21 protein-coding genes and 3 tRNA genes are annotated in these 21,536 nt (G+C 34.9%); 19 read left to right on the top strand and 5 right to left on the bottom strand.

Annotated features, from left to right (window positions below; translation table 11 throughout):
- Window positions 1–31: 31 nt before the first annotated feature.
- The 3 genes from EG359_RS18895 to EG359_RS18905 all read left to right on the top strand — a co-directional run bounded on the left by EG359_RS18895 (window position 32) and on the right by EG359_RS18905 (window position 3,605).
- On the top strand, window positions 32–622 hold the full coding sequence (locus EG359_RS18895; protein ID WP_076356392.1) for a DUF1572 family protein: 591 nt from the start codon (window positions 32–34) through the stop codon (window positions 620–622).
- Window positions 623–688: 66 nt separating this feature from the next.
- A complete protein-coding gene (mtaB, locus tag EG359_RS18900) occupies window positions 689–2,035 on the top strand; it encodes a tRNA (N(6)-L-threonylcarbamoyladenosine(37)-C(2))-methylthiotransferase MtaB (protein WP_076356394.1) in 1,347 nt (448 codons plus the stop codon).
- 52 nt (window positions 2,036–2,087) lie between these two features.
- Window positions 2,088–3,605 (top strand): FMN-binding glutamate synthase family protein, encoded by a 1,518-nt coding sequence (locus tag EG359_RS18905; RefSeq protein ID WP_076356396.1) that lies wholly within the window; start codon window positions 2,088–2,090, stop codon window positions 3,603–3,605.
- A 266-nt stretch (window positions 3,606–3,871) separates the two neighbouring features.
- On the opposite strand, the gene EG359_RS18910 is transcribed toward EG359_RS18905, so the two are convergent.
- Entirely contained in the window at window positions 3,872–4,618 is a 747-nt protein-coding gene (locus tag EG359_RS18910) for a hypothetical protein (RefSeq protein WP_076356398.1), read from the bottom strand.
- 55 nt (window positions 4,619–4,673) lie between these two features.
- Between EG359_RS18910 and EG359_RS18915 the strand changes: the two genes are divergently transcribed.
- Window positions 4,674–5,111, top strand: a complete 438-nt coding sequence (locus EG359_RS18915) for an RNA-binding S4 domain-containing protein (RefSeq protein WP_076356400.1) — start codon at window positions 4,674–4,676, stop codon at window positions 5,109–5,111.
- Window positions 5,112–5,129: 18 nt separating this feature from the next.
- Here the strand turns inward: EG359_RS18915 and EG359_RS18920 are convergent, their stop codons facing one another.
- Window positions 5,130–5,645, bottom strand: coding sequence for a shikimate kinase (locus EG359_RS18920; RefSeq protein ID WP_076356402.1), 516 nt, complete (start codon window positions 5,643–5,645; stop codon window positions 5,130–5,132).
- 115 nt (window positions 5,646–5,760) lie between these two features.
- Here EG359_RS18920 and EG359_RS18925 point away from each other — a divergent pair.
- The 4 genes from EG359_RS18925 to EG359_RS18940 all read left to right on the top strand — a co-directional run bounded on the left by EG359_RS18925 (window position 5,761) and on the right by EG359_RS18940 (window position 6,529).
- Window positions 5,761–5,833, top strand: a tRNA-Lys gene (locus EG359_RS18925).
- A 34-nt stretch (window positions 5,834–5,867) separates the two neighbouring features.
- Window positions 5,868–5,950: transfer RNA gene (locus tag EG359_RS18930), tRNA-Leu, on the top strand.
- A 54-nt stretch (window positions 5,951–6,004) separates the two neighbouring features.
- A tRNA-Lys gene (locus EG359_RS18935) sits at window positions 6,005–6,077 on the top strand.
- Window positions 6,078–6,190: 113 nt separating this feature from the next.
- Window positions 6,191–6,529 (top strand): hypothetical protein, encoded by a 339-nt coding sequence (locus EG359_RS18940; RefSeq protein WP_076356404.1) that lies wholly within the window; start codon window positions 6,191–6,193, stop codon window positions 6,527–6,529.
- 48 nt (window positions 6,530–6,577) lie between these two features.
- On the opposite strand, the gene panC is transcribed toward EG359_RS18940, so the two are convergent.
- Complete coding sequence (gene panC, locus EG359_RS18945; protein WP_076356406.1) at window positions 6,578–7,426, bottom strand: pantoate--beta-alanine ligase; 849 nt, start codon at window positions 7,424–7,426, stop codon at window positions 6,578–6,580.
- A 171-nt stretch (window positions 7,427–7,597) separates the two neighbouring features.
- On the opposite strand from panC, the gene EG359_RS18950 reads away from it, so the two are divergent.
- The 9 genes from EG359_RS18950 to EG359_RS18990 all read left to right on the top strand — a co-directional run bounded on the left by EG359_RS18950 (window position 7,598) and on the right by EG359_RS18990 (window position 18,195).
- Entirely contained in the window at window positions 7,598–8,368 is a 771-nt protein-coding gene (locus EG359_RS18950) for a glycogen/starch synthase (RefSeq protein ID WP_065396536.1), read from the top strand.
- A gap of 13 nt (window positions 8,369–8,381) precedes the next feature.
- On the top strand, window positions 8,382–10,031 hold the full coding sequence (locus EG359_RS18955) for a DUF4270 family protein (RefSeq protein ID WP_076356408.1): 1,650 nt from the start codon (window positions 8,382–8,384) through the stop codon (window positions 10,029–10,031).
- A 27-nt stretch (window positions 10,032–10,058) separates the two neighbouring features.
- Window positions 10,059–11,912, top strand: coding sequence for a glutamine--fructose-6-phosphate transaminase (isomerizing) (gene glmS, locus EG359_RS18960; protein WP_076356410.1), 1,854 nt, complete (start codon window positions 10,059–10,061; stop codon window positions 11,910–11,912).
- A 108-nt stretch (window positions 11,913–12,020) separates the two neighbouring features.
- Window positions 12,021–13,442, top strand: a complete 1,422-nt coding sequence (gene porK / locus EG359_RS18965) for a T9SS ring complex lipoprotein PorK/GldK (protein ID WP_076356412.1) — start codon at window positions 12,021–12,023, stop codon at window positions 13,440–13,442.
- Between the two features lie 60 nt (window positions 13,443–13,502).
- On the top strand, window positions 13,503–14,201 hold the full coding sequence (gene porL, locus EG359_RS18970; RefSeq protein ID WP_076356414.1) for a type IX secretion system motor protein PorL/GldL: 699 nt from the start codon (window positions 13,503–13,505) through the stop codon (window positions 14,199–14,201).
- A 48-nt stretch (window positions 14,202–14,249) separates the two neighbouring features.
- Entirely contained in the window at window positions 14,250–15,842 is a 1,593-nt protein-coding gene (gene porM / locus EG359_RS18975; protein WP_076356416.1) for a type IX secretion system motor protein PorM/GldM, read from the top strand.
- Window positions 15,843–15,862: 20 nt separating this feature from the next.
- Complete coding sequence (gene porN, locus EG359_RS18980; RefSeq protein ID WP_076356418.1) at window positions 15,863–16,801, top strand: type IX secretion system ring subunit PorN/GldN; 939 nt, start codon at window positions 15,863–15,865, stop codon at window positions 16,799–16,801.
- Between the two features lie 54 nt (window positions 16,802–16,855).
- On the top strand, window positions 16,856–17,890 hold the full coding sequence (locus tag EG359_RS18985) for an NAD(P)/FAD-dependent oxidoreductase (protein ID WP_076356420.1): 1,035 nt from the start codon (window positions 16,856–16,858) through the stop codon (window positions 17,888–17,890).
- A gap of 44 nt (window positions 17,891–17,934) precedes the next feature.
- Window positions 17,935–18,195, top strand: a complete 261-nt coding sequence (locus EG359_RS18990; RefSeq protein WP_076356422.1) for a SemiSWEET transporter — start codon at window positions 17,935–17,937, stop codon at window positions 18,193–18,195.
- A 76-nt stretch (window positions 18,196–18,271) separates the two neighbouring features.
- Here the strand turns inward: EG359_RS18990 and EG359_RS18995 are convergent, their stop codons facing one another.
- Both EG359_RS18995 and EG359_RS19000 read right to left on the bottom strand, forming a co-directional pair.
- Window positions 18,272–18,706: an META domain-containing protein gene (locus tag EG359_RS18995; protein ID WP_076356424.1), complete on the bottom strand. Its 435-nt coding sequence runs from the start codon at window positions 18,704–18,706 to the stop codon at window positions 18,272–18,274.
- A 37-nt stretch (window positions 18,707–18,743) separates the two neighbouring features.
- A complete protein-coding gene (locus EG359_RS19000; RefSeq protein ID WP_076356426.1) occupies window positions 18,744–19,136 on the bottom strand; it encodes a hypothetical protein in 393 nt (130 codons plus the stop codon).
- Window positions 19,137–19,904: 768 nt separating this feature from the next.
- Between EG359_RS19000 and EG359_RS19005 the strand changes: the two genes are divergently transcribed.
- Window positions 19,905–20,291, top strand: a complete 387-nt coding sequence (locus EG359_RS19005) for a hypothetical protein (protein WP_076356428.1) — start codon at window positions 19,905–19,907, stop codon at window positions 20,289–20,291.
- A gap of 145 nt (window positions 20,292–20,436) precedes the next feature.
- Window positions 20,437–21,519 carry an efflux RND transporter periplasmic adaptor subunit gene (locus tag EG359_RS19010; protein ID WP_076356741.1) on the top strand — a complete coding sequence of 361 codons (1,083 nt, stop codon included), beginning with the start codon at window positions 20,437–20,439 and terminating at the stop codon, window positions 21,517–21,519.
- Window positions 21,520–21,536 lie beyond the last annotated feature (17 nt).

Consider the following 21,536-nt stretch of genomic DNA (forward strand, 5'->3'; position numbering starts at 1 on the left):
TTTTTTACATTAGTTATTGAAAATAGAAAGAATGAAAGACCTTTTTGTAAAACGCTTTGAGTATTATAAATCTCTTGGTGATAAAACATTTAGCCAGTTATCTGATGAACAGATCTTCTGGCAGTATAATGAAGAAAGTAATTCCATAGCGGTAGTTGTAAAGCATGTTGCAGGAAATATGCTGTCGAGATGGACTAACTTTTTGACTGAAGATGGAGAGAAATCCTGGCGCCATCGTGATGAAGAGTTTGTAAGCGCATTTAAAACAAAAGCTGAAGTTATTGAATATTGGGAAAAAGGCTGGGCATGTTTTTTTAATGCCTTAGATCAGATTAATGATGAAAATCTTTACACAATAATTCAGATAAGAGGAGAGTCGCATCCTGTTATTGACGCTGTTTTTCGGCAGTTGGCTCACTATCCTTACCACATCGGACAGATTATTTATATTGCGAAAATGATAAAAAATAATGACTGGAACACCCTTTCCATTGCTAGAAACAAATCCCAGGAGTTTAATAATGAAATGAAAAGTAAATTTTCAGGTGGAGAACCAGATTCCAATTCATCGCCGGTTTGCTTTCAAAACAGTCCGGAAGTAAGGGATGAATATAAACAATAGATTGAATCAATCTTGGATTATTATTAAAATTACTATCTTTGCACCCATAAAATTCAGGAGTAACAAATGTCTACTTTTCACAGAACTGCCGCGTTTCATACACTTGGCTGCAAATTAAACTTTGCAGAAACATCTACTATTGCCCGTCAATTAACAGATGCAGGTTATGATAAGGTAAGCTTTGATGAAAGAGCAAATATCTATGTAATCAATACATGTTCGGTAACAGAAAATGCTGACCGTGAGTGTAAGCTGCATGTAAAGAGAGCAATGAAGGCTAATCCAGAGGGATTGGTTGTTATTGTAGGCTGCTATGCACAGTTGAAGCCTGAAGAAATTTCACAGATTGAGGGAGTTGATCTTGTTTTGGGAGCTAAAGAAAAATTCAATATTCTAAGCTACCTTGACGATTTAGAGAAAACTGACAATGAAGGAATTGTTCATTCATGTGAGATTGAAGAAACTGATTTCTTTATCGGAAGCTATTCTATCGGTGACAGAACAAGAGCTTTTCTGAAAGTTCAGGATGGATGTGACTATAAGTGTACTTATTGTACCATTCCATTGGCAAGAGGAATTTCTCGTTCAGATACTATTGAAAATGTTCTGAGAAATGCTACAGAAATTGCAGCTAAAGATATCAAGGAAATTGTACTTACCGGTGTAAACATTGGTGATTATGGTAAAGGTGAGTTCGGTAACAAAAGACACGAACATACTTTTCTTGATCTAATTTCTGAACTGGATAAAGTAGACGGAATCGAAAGAATCCGGATCTCTTCCATTGAACCTAACCTTTTAAAGGATGAAAGTATAGAGCTGGTTTCTAAAAGCAGAAGCTTTGTTCCGCATTTTCATATTCCTTTACAGTCTGGATGCGATGATTTATTGAAAAAAATGAAGCGTCGTTACCTTACTAAGCTATATAATGATAGAGTAAACAAAATCCGTGAGGTAATGCCTGACGCAGCCATTGGTGTGGATGTGATTGTAGGATTTCCAGGAGAAACAGAGGAGAAATTTATGGAAACCTATAATTTCCTTAATAATCTTCCAATTACCTATCTTCACGTATTTACTTATTCTGAAAGAGAAAATACGGAAGCTTCAGAAATGGGTGATGTTGTTCCTATTCCAGAAAGAAAAAAACGTAATAAAATGCTTAGAATTCTTTCTGAAAAGAAAAAAATGGCATTTTATCAGACGCAGCTAGGAAAAACGCTTCCTGTACTTTGGGAGCATGAAAATAAAGACGGGAAAATGTTTGGCTTCACAGAAAATTATGTGAGAGTTCAGAAAGACTTTGATCCTGCATTCGTCAATCAAATCGAATTTCTAAATTTAGAAAAAATCCTGTCAGATGGCACAGTTTCTGTGCAATCTTCTTACCAAAACTTTTTAGCAAAAGCATAGGCTCTTTGCAAAATTTCCACTAAATTTATTTTTAACTTTAAATACTACATTCATGAGAGATAAGTTTTTATCTTGGGGAATTGTATTAGTACTTGCTACATGGGCTGTAGCATTACTAATCAGAGCGCATTATTGGATACCTACGCTGTTATCCGCAATCTATGCATTGGGTGTTTACAATGCTTACCAATCGAAACATGCTATTTTGAGGAACTTCCCTGTGCTGGGGTACTTCAGGTATTTTTTCGAAAGTATTTCACCGGAAATGCAGCAATATTTCATAGAAAGGGAGACCGATGGGAAGCCTTTTCCAAGAAATCAGCGTTCTGCAGTATACAGACGTGCTAAAAACTTAAGTGATACGGTTGCTTTTGGTACACAGCTGGAAGTTAATCATAGAAAATATGAGGGAATTAAGCATTCAATTTATGCTAAATCTCCTTCAGAAGAGCTACCAAGAGTTTGGGTAGGGGGAGAGCAATGTACACAGCCTTACCATGCATCACTGTTTAATATTTCAGCAATGAGTTTTGGAGCTTTGAGTGACAGAGCACAGATTTCATTGAATAGAGGAGCAAAAAAAGGGAATTTTTATCATAATACAGGAGAAGGAGGAATTTCACCTTACCACATGGAAGGAGGAGATTTATGCTGGCAGATTGGAACAGGATACTTTGGATGTCGTGATGATGAGGGGAAATTTAATCCTGAATTATTTGCAAAATATTCTACACTTCCTAATGTGAAAATGGTAGAAATCAAATTATCACAAGGAGCAAAACCGGGGCATGGAGGAGTACTTCCAGGGGTTAAAAACACTCCGGAAATTGCTGCAATTCGTCACGTAACACCTGGTATGACCGTTATTTCACCACCATCTCATACTTCTTTTTCTGATGCGGCCGGATTATTAAGGTTTGTACAGGAGCTAAGAGAACTTTCAGGAGGAAAACCAGTTGGGTTTAAGCTTTGTATTGGTGATACAAAAGAATTTGAGGATATCTGTGTACAAATGAATGTACTGAAGATTTACCCTGATTTTATTACTATTGATGGAGCAGAAGGAGGAACAGGTGCAGCACCACCTGAATTCTCAGATGGAGTAGGGATGCCTTTGGAGCCAGCCTTGATATTTGTAAACAGAACATTGAACAATTATAACCTTAGACATAAATTAAGAGTTATTGCCAGTGGTAAAGTTCTTACGAGTTTAGATATCTTAAGAGCGGTTGCTATGGGAGCAGATATGTGTAACAATGCAAGAGGATTTATGTTCTCTTTAGGATGTATTCAGGCATTAAGATGTAATTCAAACAACTGTCCTACGGGAGTTGCAACACAGGATAAAATGCTTATTAAAGGACTTGATGTGACGGACAAGGCGGAAAGGGTGTATCACTTCCATAAAAACACACTTCATACCTGCAATGAGCTAATTGCTGCAGCCGGAAGAAGTTCCTATGAAGAAGTAGATGCAACAATGTTTATGAGAGGAGATGAATTCGACCATCTTGCAGACCTATATTTCCCGGATATTTTAGGAAATGTAAAGCAAAAAGCAAGATCTTAATAACAGAATAAATAAAGCTGTCTTAAGCAGATGATTTAAAACATAAAAAAATCAGAATAGCATATTGTCTATTCTGATTTTTTTGCTTTACAAATAAGATCTTGTGAACTAGAATTATGATATAATAAAGATGAGGTTCTTACAGGTTTTCGGCTCATAAAGTGAGATTTTAAGATCTTAATCAACCCTCTTTATATAAAGTTCTTGAAAACGTTTATAAATAAAAAACCGCCTGTGGTAGGCGGTTTTTTATTTGTTTATATTTTTTAGTCTTGATCTGGAGTTCTCGTTTTACTTCCATAGATTTGGAAATTGAAAACAAAAGACTTATTTCTATAAGTTTGCCCTAGATATTGATAATGAGCATTTCTTGCAAAAGCTGCTTTTGATGGCACAATGATTACCCCTTGTAAGTTATAAGGAGTTTCACTTGGTAAATCATTAAAAGAACTGAATTTTTGCAATGCTTCCTTAAATCCTGCTATTTCATAATAACCGGGTTGCTGTGCTGCTGTAGTGGTCGCTTTATCTAACACACTTTTTTTAACGTGATAATACATTGGATCTATCAAAGGAAGAGTACTTCCATCTATGGTATTTAGAAATGCAGATTTTGCTGTAAATACTACACTTCCATTGTTATCAGCAGCTAGGTAAGAATAACCTCTACCCATTATTTTAATAATATTCCCTTCTAAGATTGGTTGAGCGTCAGTTGGAGCTGGTTGTGCACCATTTCTCATGATATAAATTGTTCCTGAAGGAAGCCTTTTAACGTCTAGTGCAGATAATTTCTTTTCCTTATCATCAGCAGTATCGGTAGCACTGAAAGGTTTTATATTTCCTTGTACATCAAGATAATTTTCATCCATAAATTTATTAATAGCCTGTTCATCATAGCTATTCTGGACGTTGATGTCTTCCGGCTCTACATAATAATCCAATTCATCATCTTTTTTACATGCAGAAAAACACAAAGATCCCGCAAGGATATATAAAAATATTTTTTTCATTTCAAAAAACTTTAATTACTTTACAAATAATATAACGGCAAAAGTATAAAAAATTATGAGAATAGATAAATTTTTGTGGAGCATTCGTTTTTATAAGACTAGAAATATTGCGTCAGAGGAGATTAAAAAGAATAGGGTTTCCATAGGAACCTCTGCCGTAAAGTCATCTAAGGAGGTAAAAGAAGGAGATGTTATTAAGATCCGCAAGAATCAAATTGATTATAAAATAAAAGTGATTCAGATCCCTAAAAGCAGAATTGGGGCAAAATTAGTTCCAATGCATATACAGGATGTAACAGATAAGGAACAATATGAACTTCTGAAACTTCGCAAAATGTCACAGGATTATTACAGAAATAAAGGAGAGGGAAGACCTACGAAAAAGGACAGGAGAGATATGGATGACTATGTAGGTAATGATATCGCCGCAGACTTTACAGATTGGGATGATTTCTTCGGAGAAACTGCTGATGATACCGAAAGTGAAGATTAAAATTAAAATAAAAAAGCTCTAGTGATAGAGCTTTTCTATTATTTCTTTTACAATGTCGTCCGGTTCTCTGGCATCTGTGCCGATGCTGAACTGAGCTTTACTGTAAAATTGATTTCTTTCAAATAGATGTTTGGCTATGAATTCCGGTAGATCTTCATCTGAAATATTGGCAATGATTGGCCTTTTTTCTTTCTGTTTGGAAAGCCTCTCAACCAAAGTTCCCACAGAAGCTCTTAGAAATATACTCTTAGAGTTATGATTGATGATCTCCATATTGTTATAATATACTGGAGTTCCTCCGCCAAGGCTTAAAACTACATTTTCCTCAGAAGCCAATATTTCTTCAAGGGCTTCTCTTTCAAGCTTTCTAAAGTAAATTTCCCCCTTTTTTTCGAATATTTCAGGAATGGTTAATTTACTCTTTCTGGAAATCTCTTTATCAAGATCGATCAGTTTAAAATCTATTTTTTCGCTTAATATTTTGGAAATGTGAGATTTGCCACACCCCATGTATCCAATTAGTGAAATTATCATGAATTTTTTTTAAACAAATTTGCGAAAAAGTTTTGAGATAAAGAAAAAAGTCATATCTTTGCACCACTTAAAACAAGGGGCATTACTTAAATGAAAACTTGTTAGGTAAGTGGCCGACTCGGTAGCTCAGCTGGTAGAGCAATACACTTTTAATGTATGGGTCCTGGGTTCGAATCCCAGCCGGGTCACTAGCAATAAAATTACGATACCTGTAGTTTTGTTGCCTGCGTGGTGAAATTGGTAGACACGCCATCTTGAGGGGGTGGTTTCCTAAGGATGTGCTGGTTCGAGTCCAGTCGCAGGCACTGCAAAGAAAATTTTATAATTATAGTGAAAACAATTTCATTTTAATTGTGGCCGACTCGGTAGCTCAGCTGGTAGAGCAATACACTTTTAATGTATGGGTCCTGGGTTCGAATCCCAGCCGGGTCACAAGTTTACTGAAAAGTAAATTTTTTTCATATTAATATTTTGTGATTTGGTGTTTCAAAGGTCTCTTTCAAGAGGCCTTTGATTTTTGTATTAATAATCAATTCTAAAAAAATATGAGTGATATTAGTATTATTGATGAAGAATTAGCGTGGATGATTGTTGCAGTATTATTGTCTGCCGGAATTTTCTTTGTGATTTTTTTATATCATATAATTCGTGCCTATATAAAATCCAATAAAGAAAAAGTAAAATTTAAAGATACCAGATCATATGGTTATATTTTAGGAGGTGGTTCTATCATCGGCTTTGAATTTTTTTGTCTACTATTTCTTGAAGCAAAAAGTGAGATTATTAAAAATATTGCAACAGGAATCTTTTCTGTGGTATTGTTTTTTTCTCCCATAATTATTTGGTTAATTGGTTCTTATTACAATAAATCAAAAAAACTCTGACGTTACCATCAGAGTTCTTGTTTTATAAAGTATATATGGATTGTTATACTAATCCAAATGCATATTATCAATTAATCTTACTCCATCCACAACCACTACAATAAAGGCTCTGAAATTTCTGTCTTTATAGAAGAAATCAGTTTCCTGTAAAGTATTTTCATCCGCAATTAGGAAGTATTCAAGTTGCATTCCTTGTTGTTCGTCAAAAATATCTTCTACACGTTCCTTAATTTCGGGTATTGTAACAGTTCGGAACCAGTCATTTACTTTATTTAAAGTTTCATAAATGATTTTTGAGGCCTCTTTTCTATCTTCATGAAGCCTTTGGTTCCTTGAGCTTAATGCCAGTCCGTTTTCTGCTCTGTAAATAGAAACTCCTTTTATTTTAACAGGAATATGTTTCTTGTCAACCATTTTTCTGATAATGGCAAGTTGCTGAAAGTCCTTTTCACCAAAGTAAGCAACATCCGGCTGTATTTGTCTGAAAAGCTCTTCTACAACTGTTCCTACACCGTCAAAGTGTCCCGGTCTGGATTTCCCTTCCATTTCATTTTCCAATCCATCAAAGTCATAATGCTGGCTTTCTGCCTTTTCAGGGTAAATATCTGTCACTTCCGGGATATAGACAGCATCTACAAGTCCGGAGTTTTCCAGGATTAAAATATCCCTGTTAATGTCTCTTGGGTACTTTTCAAGATCCTCAGGATTGTTGAATTGGGTCGGATTTACAAAAATTGAAGAAATAACAAGGTCATTCTCCTTTTTTGCTTCTTCATACAGGGAAAGATGCCCCTTGTGCAGAGCTCCCATCGTAGGGGCGAAGCCAATTTTTTTCCCCATTTCCTTCTGTCTTTCAATGAAGTCCTGAAGGATTTTCCTGTTTTTTATAACTTCCATAGTTTATTTTAATACTTATTCAAAAATACTAAAAATATCATATAATAAAGTGTGTTTTTAATAGTTTGGGAAAGGGAAATTTCGTAAAAAAATGTTAATTAAAATAATGTTGGATGTTTTTTTGTAATTTTGCACATTAAAGCATTTTTACAAAAACTAGATAGAAAATTTATGCCGAATCAAAAAATACTGTACATTACGACAGAGATGTATCCATACCAAGAAGACACGAATATGGCTGCTGTTGTAAACAAAATGGCACTTAAGATGCACAATGAAGGCAATGATGTAAGAGTTTTTATGCCAAGATTTGGACAAATAAGTGAGAGAAAATTCCAACTTCATGAGGTGATCCGTCTTTCGGGGATGAACATTATTATCAATGACCTGGATCAGCCTCTAATCATTAAAGTAGCGTCTCTTCCGGGGGAAAGACTGCAGGTTTACTTTATTGATAACGAAGAATACTTCAAAAGAAAGCAATACTATTTTGATGATGAGGGAACGCCTTTCGACGATAACGACGAAAGAGCTATTTTCTTTGCCAGAGGGGTTATTGAAACAATCAAGAAGCTGAATTGGGTTCCGGACGTGATCCATTTAAATGGATGGATGTCTTCTTTTGTTCCAATTTATCTTAAGACTTACTACGAATCAGATACTTACTTCAAGGATGCTAAAATTGTTCTTTCCCTATACAATGAGAAAGATGCAGACCTTGATAAAAAGATTGATGAAAAGCTAAAGTTCGATAATATTTCAGGATTAAAAGCGTTAGATAATCCAACAATCAAAAGTTTTGTTATCGAAAGTATGAACTATGTAGATGCCGTTGTAAAAGGAGATGAATTTCTGGATGAAGACCTTGATAAGGCTTTTAACGAAACGACGATCCAAAAGTCGGAGTATCTTGACGTAGATTCTATAAATCAACTTTATTAAAAACACATTTTTAATGACTCATAATCTTAAAAAGACTTTCGCCATACTTTCATTGGCGATTTTCGGAAGTGCAATTCTTTATAATTGTGAACCAGATCCAGATTCTCTTGGTGAGCAACTCTTTAATAAAGATGCAGCAAAGGGTGAAGAAGTTTCATATCCTATTATTGCTTATAATATTAATAATAATGACACTGTAAGAAGTGATGCTTCTAAGCTTATTACCGGATTAAGTGGAACAGGAGTGGCTTTAAGTGCCGGGGTTCTTGGTTCTTTTACAGAAAGCCAGTTTGGAATGCAGAAAGCATCTTATGTTACCCAACTGAGAATGCCTGTAGATAATTTTGACTTCAACGGGGATAATGCTAAAATAGACTCTGTGGTACTGGTAGTAAGACCTCCGGCTAATACTATGGATGATACTTATTATATTGCCGATTCTATAAAGGCACCTGGAGCATATGACAAAAATGACTTTATGGTGGGTACGGAAACGGTTCCGGTTTCTATCGAAAAGAAATCTTACCCTGTTCGTAAATATGGTAAAATAGGTGGGGCTTCTAAATCCATGACGATTAATGTACATGAAGTTACTACATTTTTAGATACCAATAATGAATCATTTCAGCGTTCTAATGCAAATATTAGTACTGGTGAATTGTTAGGATCTGCTGTTTTTGATGGAAACGTAAGTACGGTAACTGTTACAAAAAAATCTGATAATTCTAATTTGTTTACCGGAAATCTTGGATTCAGAATTAAATTAAGCAATACAGATTTCTTCAAAACCCATATTATAGATAAAAAAGGAAAACCTGAACTTCAGGATGCTTCCAACTTTACCAGATACTTTAAAGGGATTAAGCTTTCTGTACAGGAAACTGATAGATATCTTTTCCAGTTCTCACCAGATGATATGGAATTGATCATGTATTATAAATATGATAAGACTGAAAACGGTGTAGCATCAAGGCCACAAACAACGCTTAAGTTTAACCTAGGAAACCTGAATGCTCATATTGGTCAATATGAATATGACAGAACAACATCTAAAGTGAAAGATGTATTGAATGCAATCAATAAGACTGATGGTGATCCAAAACTTTATGTTCAGGGAATGGGAGGTCCATCAATAGGACTTCAGATTCCTGATCAGACAATTAATAAGCTTAAAGAATTATTTGCAAAAGATAAAATAGGTATTGTAGGTGCTAAAATTAGGATGTATGCAGATCCTTTAACCTGGAAAAATACACATTCTGTAGATGGAGACCGCAAATTTACATTGGTACCACTGGTACTTAAAGATGGTAAACTTGATTATTCAAATTTAAGTTTTTCATCAGATGTAGTGGCTGGACTTAATATGTATATTTATGGTAAGAAAACAGATACAACTCCTGAATACTACGACTTCGTAGTGACAAAGACATTGAAGAATATTGTTGAAAGGCCAGCTACTGCTACTGCGGCGGAGTTGGAAAATAGACCATTGCTTGTTAACTTGGGAACTTTTGTGAAAAATTCACAAGGAGCGGCAGCTGGTGCTAAATTTACCACAAGAGCAATCGATATGAACAGAGCTATTTTTGTAGGAAGTGATGCTTCGAATGCCAATAAAATTCAGTTGATGGTTACCTATGCAACAAAGAAAATAAATTAAAACACAATAAAACACTAGACAAAAAATATGTGCGGAATAGTAGGATATACAGGTTTTCAAGATGCTTATGAGATCGTAATTAACGGTCTTAGAAGATTGGAATACAGAGGATATGACAGTGCAGGAATTGTTTTAGAAGGTTCAGACAATAAGTTTGAAGTACAAAAAACAAAAGGGAAGGTAGAGGATTTGGTGAATATTTCGAAAGAATTGAAAGGAACAGCCAAAATTGGTATGGGACACACCCGTTGGGCAACTCACGGAGTTCCTAGTGATAGAAACTCTCACCCACATTTGTCAAATAATGGAAAAATAGCACTTGTACATAATGGTATTATTGAAAATTATGATACCATTAAGAAAATGCTGGCCGAAAAAGGATTTACTTTCCAATCTGAAACAGATACTGAAGTATTGGTAAACCTGGTTCAGTATTTTATGGATCTTAATCCTGAGATTGATTTTCCAACAGCAGTAAGATATGCGTTGAACGAAGTATATGGAGCATATGCCATTACAGTTCTTCATGAGGATTATCCTGGAGTTTTGGTTGTAGGAAGATTAGGTTCTCCTTTAGCAATCGGTATTGGAGATAAAGAATATTTTATTGCTTCTGATGCTTCTCCTTTCGTAGAGTTTACAAAAGAAGCAATCTACCTTGAAGAAGGCCATATGGCGACTATATCTCTGGAAAACGGAGTAGATATCAGAACAATTAATGAAAATTCTAAAATTGAGCCTGAAATTCAAGAGCTTAAGTTAAGCTTAGAGCAAATTGAAAAAGGTGGATATGAGCATTTCATGCTTAAAGAAATCTTTGAACAGCCTAAGTCTATCCACGATACGATGAGAGGAAGACTTCTTGTAGATGAGGGAATTATCAAGATGGCTGGAATCTGGGATCATTTAGAAAGATTCAAGAATGCTAATAGAATCACAATTATAGCATGTGGTACATCATGGCATGCGGGACTTATTGGAGAATACTTGATTGAAGAGTATGCTAGAATCCCGGTTGAAGTAGAATATGCTTCAGAATTCAGATACAGAAACCCTATCATTACAGATAAAGACGTTGTAATTGCAATTTCTCAATCAGGAGAAACAGCGGATACAATGGCTGCTTTAAAATTAGCAAAAGAAAAAGGTGCATTTATATATGGTATATGTAACGTGGTGGATTCTTCCATTGCAAGAATTACAGATGCTGGTTCATATACGCATGCAGGTCCTGAAATTGGAGTTGCTTCTACAAAAGCATTTACAGCACAGCTTACGATCCTTACCCTAATTGCTTTCAAGCTAGGTAAGCACAACGGAAATCTGGGTAATGCTGAATTTATGAGCTTAATTGCTGAACTGGATGCTATTCCTAAGAAGATTGAAGAAGTATTAGCTACAACTCATGAACTAACTCAGGAAATTGCAAAAGACTTCGTGAAGGCAACAAATTTCCTTTATTTAGGAAGAGGATACAACTATCCTGCAGCATTAGAAGGAGCTTTGAAATTAAAAGAAATTTCTTACATCCACGCTGAAGGATATCCGGCTGCTGAAATGAAGCATGGTCCTATTGCCTTAATTGATGAAAATATGCCAATTGTTATTATAGCACCTAAAAAAGGACACTATGATAAGATTGTGAGTAATGTTCAGGAAATTAAAGCAAGAAAAGGAAAAGTTATCGCTGTCGTTAATAAAGGTGACCGTCAGGTTAGCGAAATGGCAGATTATGTTATTGAAATTCCGGAAACATCAGAATGTTTCTCTCCTATAGTAGCGTCAGTACCTTTACAGTTGCTTGCTTATTACATAGCAGTATATAGAGGTGCAAACGTAGATCAGCCGAGAAACCTAGCGAAATCTGTGACTGTGGAATAAAAAGTAGTTGTAAATAAAATAAATTTAGATTTCTTCCGTTATTTCAAAAAAAATCTTAAAAGTTTCTTAAAAAAATTATATATTTACGGCTTAATTATAAAAATTAACATGAAAAGGATATTTCTTTTATTATTGTCTGCGTCGGTAGCATCGGTATCTTGTTCTGGTGGTGGCAGCTCTTCTGTAGGGAAGCCAGGAACAAAAGGAGAATTGATACCAAGAGAAAAAACAAAATCATTTGTTGCGGAAAGACCATACGGAATGGTTGCAATTCCTGCAGGTTCATTTGTTGCTGGTCTGGCAGATCAGGATCCAACAAATACACCTGAAAAAGCAGCATTGAAGACTGTTACTGTTTCTTCTTTCTTCATGGATGAAGCAGAAACTACCAATTCAGAATACAGGGTATTCATCAACTATGTAAGAGACTCTATTGCGAGAACTCTACTTGCTGAAGCTGCCGGAGAAGGTGGTGATGAAGGAGGGCGTAAAGGAGCTAGCATAGGAGACTATGCATACCTTGCTAAGAAAGAAGAAAACTTAACACCTTATCAAGAATATATGGAAGGCCAGGGTGGCCGAGAAGACGGAAGCTATGATGCAAGCAAAAGATTAGACTGGAAAATTCCTCTACACTGGAGCACATCAAAATATCCGGACGTAGAATACGCGGAAGTTTTAGAATCTCTGTATCTACCTGCTTCTTCAAGAATCGGAAATGAAAGAATTTTAGATGTAAGTAAACTTAAGTATACTTACCGTTGGGGAGATATGGATGCTGCACTTGCAGATAATGAAAGAGGAGCCAATTACCTAAAGAGTCAAAGTATTGCGATTTATCCTGATACGACTGTTTGGGTAAAGGATTTCCACTTTGCTTACAATGAGCCATTATTCGAACAATATTTCTGGCACAAGGCTTACAAAGACTACCCGGTAGTTGGGGTAACCTGGGATCAGGCAAGAGCTTACTGTAACTTCAGATCTAAATTGAAAACAGATTACAACGAAAGTTTAAAAAGAAAAAAACAAAGACCATTGCAGTTCCGTCTTCCTACCGAAATAGAATGGGAATATGCTGCAAGAGGAGGAATGCAAAATGCTACTTACCCTTGGGGAGGTCCATATCTAATGGATGATAGAGGTTGCTACCTGGCAAACTTTAAACCGAAGAGAGGTAACTACATGGAAGACGAGAAAAAAGGTACTTATACATATACAGCTCCAGTTAAGAAATTTAAGAAAAATGGATTTGGGTTATTTGATATGGCTGGAAACGTTTCTGAATGGACAGAATCTGCATACAACAATTCTTCATATGGATTCTCTTCTACATTAAATCCTTCTACTAAAGATAAAAAGGATACTAAGAAATCTGTAAGAGGTGGATCTTGGAAAGATATAGGATATGCGTTAATGACGGGGGCCAGAGATTGGGAAAGAAAAGATTCAGCAAGAAGCTATATCGGATTTAGAACTGTACAGGATATTCCTGAAGCAGCTGTTAAGCCAAGAAGAGTTAACAGATAATAAACCAGACAATTATTTTTCAATAACAATTTTATTTAACATTAAAAAAACTAACTCAATATGTTTAAGACTAAAGATGCTTGGATGAATTTCTTCTATTCATTCGGTGCTGCAATTGTAATTCTTGGAGCTTGGCTTAAAATTACTCACATTACCCTGGGACCAATTAACGGTAATATCGCTCTTACTGTAGGGCTTATTACAGAGGCGATTATCTTTATTATTTTCGCATTTGACCCACCAAAATCTGAGGAGTCTTATGCTTGGGAAAATGTTTATCCTGAATTATTGGATAAGCATGCTAACCCAAACCCATTACATTCTAACGTATCTTCTAGAAATAACAACGCTGCAGCTCAATTTGCTGAATTAGAAAACTCTCTTTCTACCAAATTAGATAAAATGCTTGAAGACGCTAGATTAGATGTTCAGTTATTCGAAAGATTAAGAACAGGAATCGATAAATTTTCAAGTTCTGTAGATCAAATTAACCAAACTGTAGACGTTTCTGCTTCTACTCATAAATATAATGATCAGTTGAACAAGGCTGCTCAGCATATGGAAAGTATGAATGCATTATATGCTATGCAATTGGAAAGTGGAAAGAAGCAAGCTGAATTTGCAACTAAATATGTTTCAGATATGCAAAAATCTGTAGAGCATTCTGAGAAATTCAATCAAGAGCTACAAGGTTTAACGTCTAATCTTAATAACTTAAATAGAGTTTATGGTGGTATGCTAACTGCTATGAAATCTTAATTCCTAACCATTACTTAAACTACTTAATCAACAAACAAAGAAAAGAGAATGGCACAAGGAAAACAGACCCCTCGTCAGAAGATGATCAACCTAATGTATTTGGTGTTCATCGCGATGATGGCCCTAAATATTGATGCAGAGATCATCAGATCATATTATGATTCTACCAGAGCGTTAAATGATACAAGAACTTTAACAGAAAAAAAGAACGAAAAGATTTTTGAAAGAACGCTGGAAGCTAAGGCTCAGCAGGTTCCGGATACCTACGCAAAACCTTGGGAAGACTACAAAGTATTGAAGACTAAGATTGATGTATTGGTAAAATCTGCTCAGGATATCAAAGACTTGTTAAAGAAACAATCTGAGTTTCATGACAAAGATCCTAAAACAGGAAAAGAGATAGATGTAAGTGAAAACTTTGCTGCATTGAATAACAATGAAGCAACCACTGAATACTTCTTTAAAGAAGGAGATGAAAATGCACCATCAAAAAATGCTACAGACCTAAAAGCTAAAATTGATGATGTAAGAAATTACATTAATGCTACTTTTGGTAAAAATCCTCAACTTAATGACCTAGTTGAGAGAGCGAATAAGTCTCTTATTGCAGAGTATCCTAAAGGAAAATCTCCAAATGACAAGACTTGGTTCCAAAATAAATTTTATCATCAGCCATTAATTGCTGCAATTTCTAACTTGGAGATTATCCAAAATGATGCCAGAAACGTTCAGTCTGATGCATTGGCATTATTGCTACAAGAAAAAGTAGATGCTAGCATCAAGTTTACAAGCTATGAGCCAATTGTTTCTGGTCCTACAGATATCCAAGCGGGTAAACAGGCAGAAATAAAAGTAATGTTGGGTAACTACTCCAATAGTAACAAGATTAAGATTTCTGGCGTAAGCAAGGATGAGAATGGTAAAGGTACCATTGCAATTTCAGGTTCTGGAATTGGTGAACATAAACTAGGTGGTACAATTACTTTAACAGATGCTACAGGTAAGGCGCAAGTTTTCCCTTGGACACATACCTATAATGTAATCGCAGGCCCTAGAGAAGTAAAACTTGAAAAAGGATTATTACTTTCTGCTGATAAAATGAATGTAATGTATAGAGGACTTGAGAACCCTGTTTCAGGATCAATCTTAGGTGCAGACAATTCTAAACTTTCATTATCAGCTCCGGGAGCTAGTGTAAGAAATACAGGACCTGGTAAATGGATTGTGAAGCCTTCAACAGGTACTACAGTGAAATTGACATTATCTGGAGTAGATCCACACGGTAAATCTGTATCTCAGGTATTTGAATATAGAATTAAGAATGTTCCGCCACCTCAAGGTCAGATGAGAGGTCAGAATGTATTGTCCATGCCGGCAACTTCTATTCCTAATCAATCTGTACAGGCAGCGATTCCTGATTTTGACTTCCCGGTTTCATTCAATGTAACTCAGTTCATGGTAAGAGTACCTGGTAGAGCCGCATTATTGATCCACGGAAATTCATTAAATGAAGCTGCAGGATTAATCAAGAACCTAAGATCTGGAGACGTAGTTTCTATCTTCGATATTAAAGCAACAGCTCAAGGTTTGGAAGGACAACAGATTAAAAACATTACTCCTATAATTATTAATGTTCAATAGGACTAAAATTGTAATTTATTATGAAAAAATATATTAGCACCCTTTTAGTATTAGTTTCGGGATTTGCATTTTCCCAAACTATTCTGAACGCTTCTTCTCCAGAAGAGTTTAGACAGATGAGAGCGGAGAATAAACAAAAAGTTGGTGATACTATTATTGATAAAACAGTAAAACCTCTTGAATATGGATTTGTTGAAGATAAGGACATTCTTAAGAGTATGTTTGTTTGGGAAATCATTGATATGAATGACAAGATTAATCAGCCATTCTATTATGACAATCCGGACGGTCTTCTTTCTACACCTACAAGATCTCTATATCAGTTACTGTTAGATGCAGCTTTAACCGGTAAAATTGAGCAGGTGTATGATGATGAAAACTTTACTGTGAAACTTTCACCTGAAGGAATACAGAAAAGATTAGAGAATGTGAGAATCAATGATGCCGCAATCGATATCTTAAACTCAGGAAGACAATTAACTGAACAAGAGAAGAAAGAATATACCGACGTATTTAAAACGACTACTGATAAAGTAAAAGTTCTTAAAATAATGGGTATGTGGTTCGTAGATAAGAGAGACGGACAAATGAAATACAGACCTCTTGGTATTGCAGCTATGGGACCAGATCCAGCAGTACAAGGAGTTATAGGACCAGATGGTAAGCCAATTGCAAGCAATGACGAGCTTATTGACCTATTCTGGATTTTCTATCCGAATGCAAGAGATATTTTGGCAAACAATTATGTTTTCAATAGAAAAAACTCTTCTGCAGACCTTTCTTTCGATGATATTATCAATGCAAGAAGATTCTCTTCTGTCATTTATAAATCTTCAGGCGGTTTAGGAGATGGTACTATTAAGGATTATATCCCTAAAGATGCTGATGATCAGCTAGAGGAAAGCAACAGAATCAAGTCGCAGATCCTTGAAATGGAAAATGATATGTGGAATTACTAGATTTCACTTGATATTTATATAAAACCTGAGTATTTTTACTCAGGTTTTTTTATTATGAAAAATGTAGATTATATTATTGTAGGAGATGGGTATGCCGGACTCTTTTTTGCACACCAGTTAATTAAGAATAACAAGTCATTTGTGATCTATTCTGAAGAGAGGAAAAGTGCCTCTCTGGTTTCTGCGGGGATTATTAATCCCGTTGTTCTTAAGAAGTTTACCACATTCTGGAAAGCACAGGAGCAAATAGATTTTCTTAAAGACAGTCTTAAGGAAATTGAGTCATATACTGGAGAGAATTACCTCATCAATGCTCCAATACACAGAATTTTCCATGATGAGAATGAACAGAAGCTTTGGCTTAAGAAATCAGGAAATGAAGAATTATCAAATTTTTTGGATCAAAAATTTGAGTCTTTAAACATAGTAAAAAATGATTTTCAGACCGGAAAGGTGAATCAGTCTGCCAGATTGAATGTAAGTGGATTTTTCGCAGGTTTATTCAGTTATTTTGAAAAAAATGCCTTTTTGATGAAAGAAAAATTCGAGTATGATAAACTTGACCCATCCGAATCTTCTTATAAAGACTTCAGCTTCAAAAATATTATTTTTTGTGAGGGAATGGGAGTGAAAAATAATCCATACTTTTCTGAAATTTCTGTGAATGCAAATAAAGGTCATCATATAAAAGTCAAGCTTTCTCAGCCAATTCCCGAGAATATAACGATTAAGAAGAAACATTTTCTCTTCCCGACAGGAAATGGTATCCATTTCTATGGCGGAACCTATGACAGAGAGCAGCTTCATCATCATATTGATGACTCTGCGGTTGCTCAATTGGTGAAAGGACTTTCAGAATTTTATCCCTACGATTTTGAAGTGGAGGAGGCTAACTTTGGTTTCAGACCCACTGTAAAAGATAGAAGACCAATTATAGGAAGACACGAAACTTTTAATAATTTGTATGTATTTAACGGATTGGGGGCACGAGGAATATTGAATGGCTGCTATTTTTCAAGGGATTTATTCCGTTTTGTAGAAGAAAATATTCCGCTGCACGATGAAGTTTCATGGAATAGATTTAAGTAACTACATTAGTTCTGAAGAAATTCATTTTTTCAAAAATATAGCTTATGAATGAAAACCTACTGGGAATAATAGCAGGAATACTGACTTCCGTATCCATGATTCCGCAACTTGTAAAGGTGATCAGGGAAAAAAATGTAGAAGAGATATCCTTGCTTATGCTTTTGGTGCTTATTTCCGGGCTATCATTGTGGGTTTGGTATGGCTTTATGAAGGATGAATTGCCTATTATTATATCAAATTCATTTGCTGTATTGGTTAATATATGTCTTCTGATTTGCTATATTATATACAGTAAAAAAGCATAAAATATTTCATACCCTATAAAAAAAGACGCCCTATAGAAATAAGGCGTCTTTATATTTTTATTGTAAAAGGATACAATTATTCAAGAACAAATTTAGCTAAAGGAGCCATTCTTGCTTTGTTTAAAGTTAATGTATTCCCGTTAACAGAATAGTTGTCTGCAGCAAGAATTGCTTTTGTAAACTGGTTTTCAATATCCAGATCTTCACAAGCCATCATGGTAGACATTCCTTGGTTGAATTTAATTCTCATGATTTCAGGCTTGATTTCAAAAGTACCTCCCAAACCATTACATCCTGCATGACCTTCATATCTCATTCCGTCCATGTTAAGTTTGAACGAAGGATTGTTTTTTGGATTTTTCAATTTGATCGGCTGGCCATTAAGCTCCGTTAATTTCCATGTTTTTCCTGTAATATCAGTTGTAGCAGGCTTCTTTGCAGTTTGAGTCTGGCAAGAAACTAGAAATACAGCTAGGAAAAGAGCGGATAAATAATAATATAAGCTTTTCATAAATTTTTAATTTTAAATATTATGTTTTGTTCCTATGCTAATACGATGCCATTTTTGCAGGTCCTGATTCTTTTTTTGCCTGTTTAAGATGGAAGAGCACCATATCTACATTCTTCTTTAAAAAAGTTATATTGCCTTTAATTTCAGAGTATTGATACTCTTCATTGGAGGCCGTATACTCAGGCAAAGCATCACTTTTTTTAAGGTCATAAGTTTTACCGTTTAAATGTACGGTAGCTGTATTTTTAGAACGATTGATGGTTACTTCTATTTTTTCTCCATAGCTGTCAACATATACATCTTTTGAAATGTCATCTGTATTTTCAGGATTAACGGAAGTAATTTGTTCAGCTTCTTTTCCGGGATGTTTACACGCTGTTGAGGAAAGAACTGCCAACCCCAAAAGGATTGTTGATAATAATTTTTTCATAGTGATAAGTGATTTTAAAGTGTTTCATGAATTATGGTGTTAATACTATATAAAAATACAAATATTTTTACTAATTATATGTTAATTTTACATAAACTAACATTATGTTTAAATAAAGGAGCTGTTTGTCACCTTTTTAAGACATTATTCAGAAAACGAAAAGTAATTATTAAGATAAAAAGTTTGAAATTGAAATAGTTAATTCGGAATTTTTAACAGTTTTATTTTCAATAGGAAAAAGGATAGTTTATTCATTGTTCATTTGTGGTTTAAATTTTCGGCAAAAGTAATTTAAATATCATAGAATGCCAATAGGGTTTTGTAAATAATTGAAAATCATGATAAAAATTAGCTTTGTGTGTTTGCGTTTTCCCGAGATGAAGAATTAATTCGGAATAAAATTTTAATATACCTGAGAAAAGAACCGGATTACATCACTATTACAAAATCTTCCGTGTGGAAGCTGTAGAAGAGAAAGTACATTGAATTTTGCTTCGCTATTTATTGTATAGTATTATCTTTTATAAATACCTGAAATAAGGTTAGAAATAATTAATGGGTTTTTATTTAAGGTTAAATTGTAGTGTGAAATACTATTAAATATGTTCTTATAAAAATTTCAATTACACTTAATAAAATTGATGAATGCTAAAAAATAGCCATTGAAAAATTAATAAAATTTTGATTTCAGGTTATTTAAAGAAGCGTTAAATTTTGTTAATCTATTATGATGATATCATAATCTAAGTGTACATTTGCCACTTCAAAATGAGAAACTTTATAGTATATTTTTTAACAGGTCTTTTTCTGCTCTTTGTAGTGGAAAGCAGACTTAACGTTAAAACACTTCGAAATGACTACTCTGGTCATGTTTCTCATCATATGCCCAAAAGAGCCAACCGTCTGAATCAAACCTATGAAAAACTTTCGGTTCAGCAGATGGCAGATAATGTAGACAATTCTAGTCTGGAACTTACTGAGAATGATTTTCAACTGTCTGATGTATTTCAGGCAATTGTTGTTTTTGCAGGTGTTTTCAGTTTGATCTATATTTTTGGGTTAAAAAACAAAAAACGGTTTAATCCGGATATTCACGGTTTTATTTTTGGTCTTGCTACCAAAAGGTTTATTCTGATCCGTTCCATTAGAATTTAAAAATTCATTTTTTCCATTTATTTTCTGCCTGACCTCAGGTGGGGAGGTTTCACGCTGTGTTTGCTGGTAATCATCACATCGTATTATCTTCTATTACCATTTCTATTTCAAAACATTAACGATTTATATAAACTCTAGAATTATGATAAAAAGAGTTACCTCAGGCATTGCACTGAGTATCCTGTTACTTGCTGTTAGTTGCAACAAGAAAAAGGAAGAAAAAGAAGAAGTAACAACCTATCCGGTAACTTCACCGGTAGTGATGGATACTGTGATTAACAAAGAATATGTAGCTCAGATCCAATCTGTAAAGAACATTGAGGTTCGGGCACAGGAGAAAGGTTTTCTTGAGAAAATCTTTGTAGACGAAGGGCAGTATGTTCAGGCCGGACAAACCTTATTCCGCATTATGCCAAAACTGTATCAGGCTGAGTTACTAAAGGCAAAAGCTGAAGTAGAGCAAGCCTCCATTGAGCTGAAAAATGCAAGTACATTAGCTGGAAACAATATTGTTTCTAAAAATGAAAAAGCAATGGCAAAAGCTAAACTGGATGCAGCCAATGCAGAAATGAAACTGGCACAAATTCACCTGTCTTTTACAGATATCAAGGCTCCGTTCTCCGGAATAATCAATAGAATTCCTTTAAAGCTTGGAAGCTTGGTGGATGAAGGTGATCTTTTAACTTCATTATCAGATAATACAAGTATCTATACGTATTTCAACGTTTCTGAACCTGAATACTTGAGTTATCAAACCCATGCAGCAGACAGAGGAAGCAATCAGGTTTCCTTGATTACCGCTAATGGAGAAACCTATTCACAAAAAGGAGAGATCCAGACTATTGAAGGAGAATTTGACAATGAAACAGGGAATATTGCTTTCCGTGCAAAATTTCCCAATCCGGATAAACTCTTGAGAAACGGTGAAACCGGAAAGGTTCAGATGACCATGCCGGTTCACAATGCATTGATCATTCCGCAGAAAGCAACCTATGAAATCCAGGATCAGAAATATGTATTTGTGATAGACAAAAACGGAGTAGCAAAATCCCGAAATATAAAAATTGGCTATGAACTTCAGGATTTGTATGTGGTAAGCTCTGGTATTTCAAAAGGAGATCAAATTCTTTTGGAGGGTGTTCAGAAAGTGAAGGATGATCAGAAAGTGAAAACAAAATTCCAGGATCCTAAAAAAGTTCTTCAATCATTGAAATTAAAAGCAGAGTAATGGTCTCTAAAGTGAAG

It is taken from the genome of Chryseobacterium joostei (assembly GCF_003815775.1).
In the GTDB taxonomy this organism is placed as follows: domain Bacteria; phylum Bacteroidota; class Bacteroidia; order Flavobacteriales; family Weeksellaceae; genus Chryseobacterium; species Chryseobacterium joostei.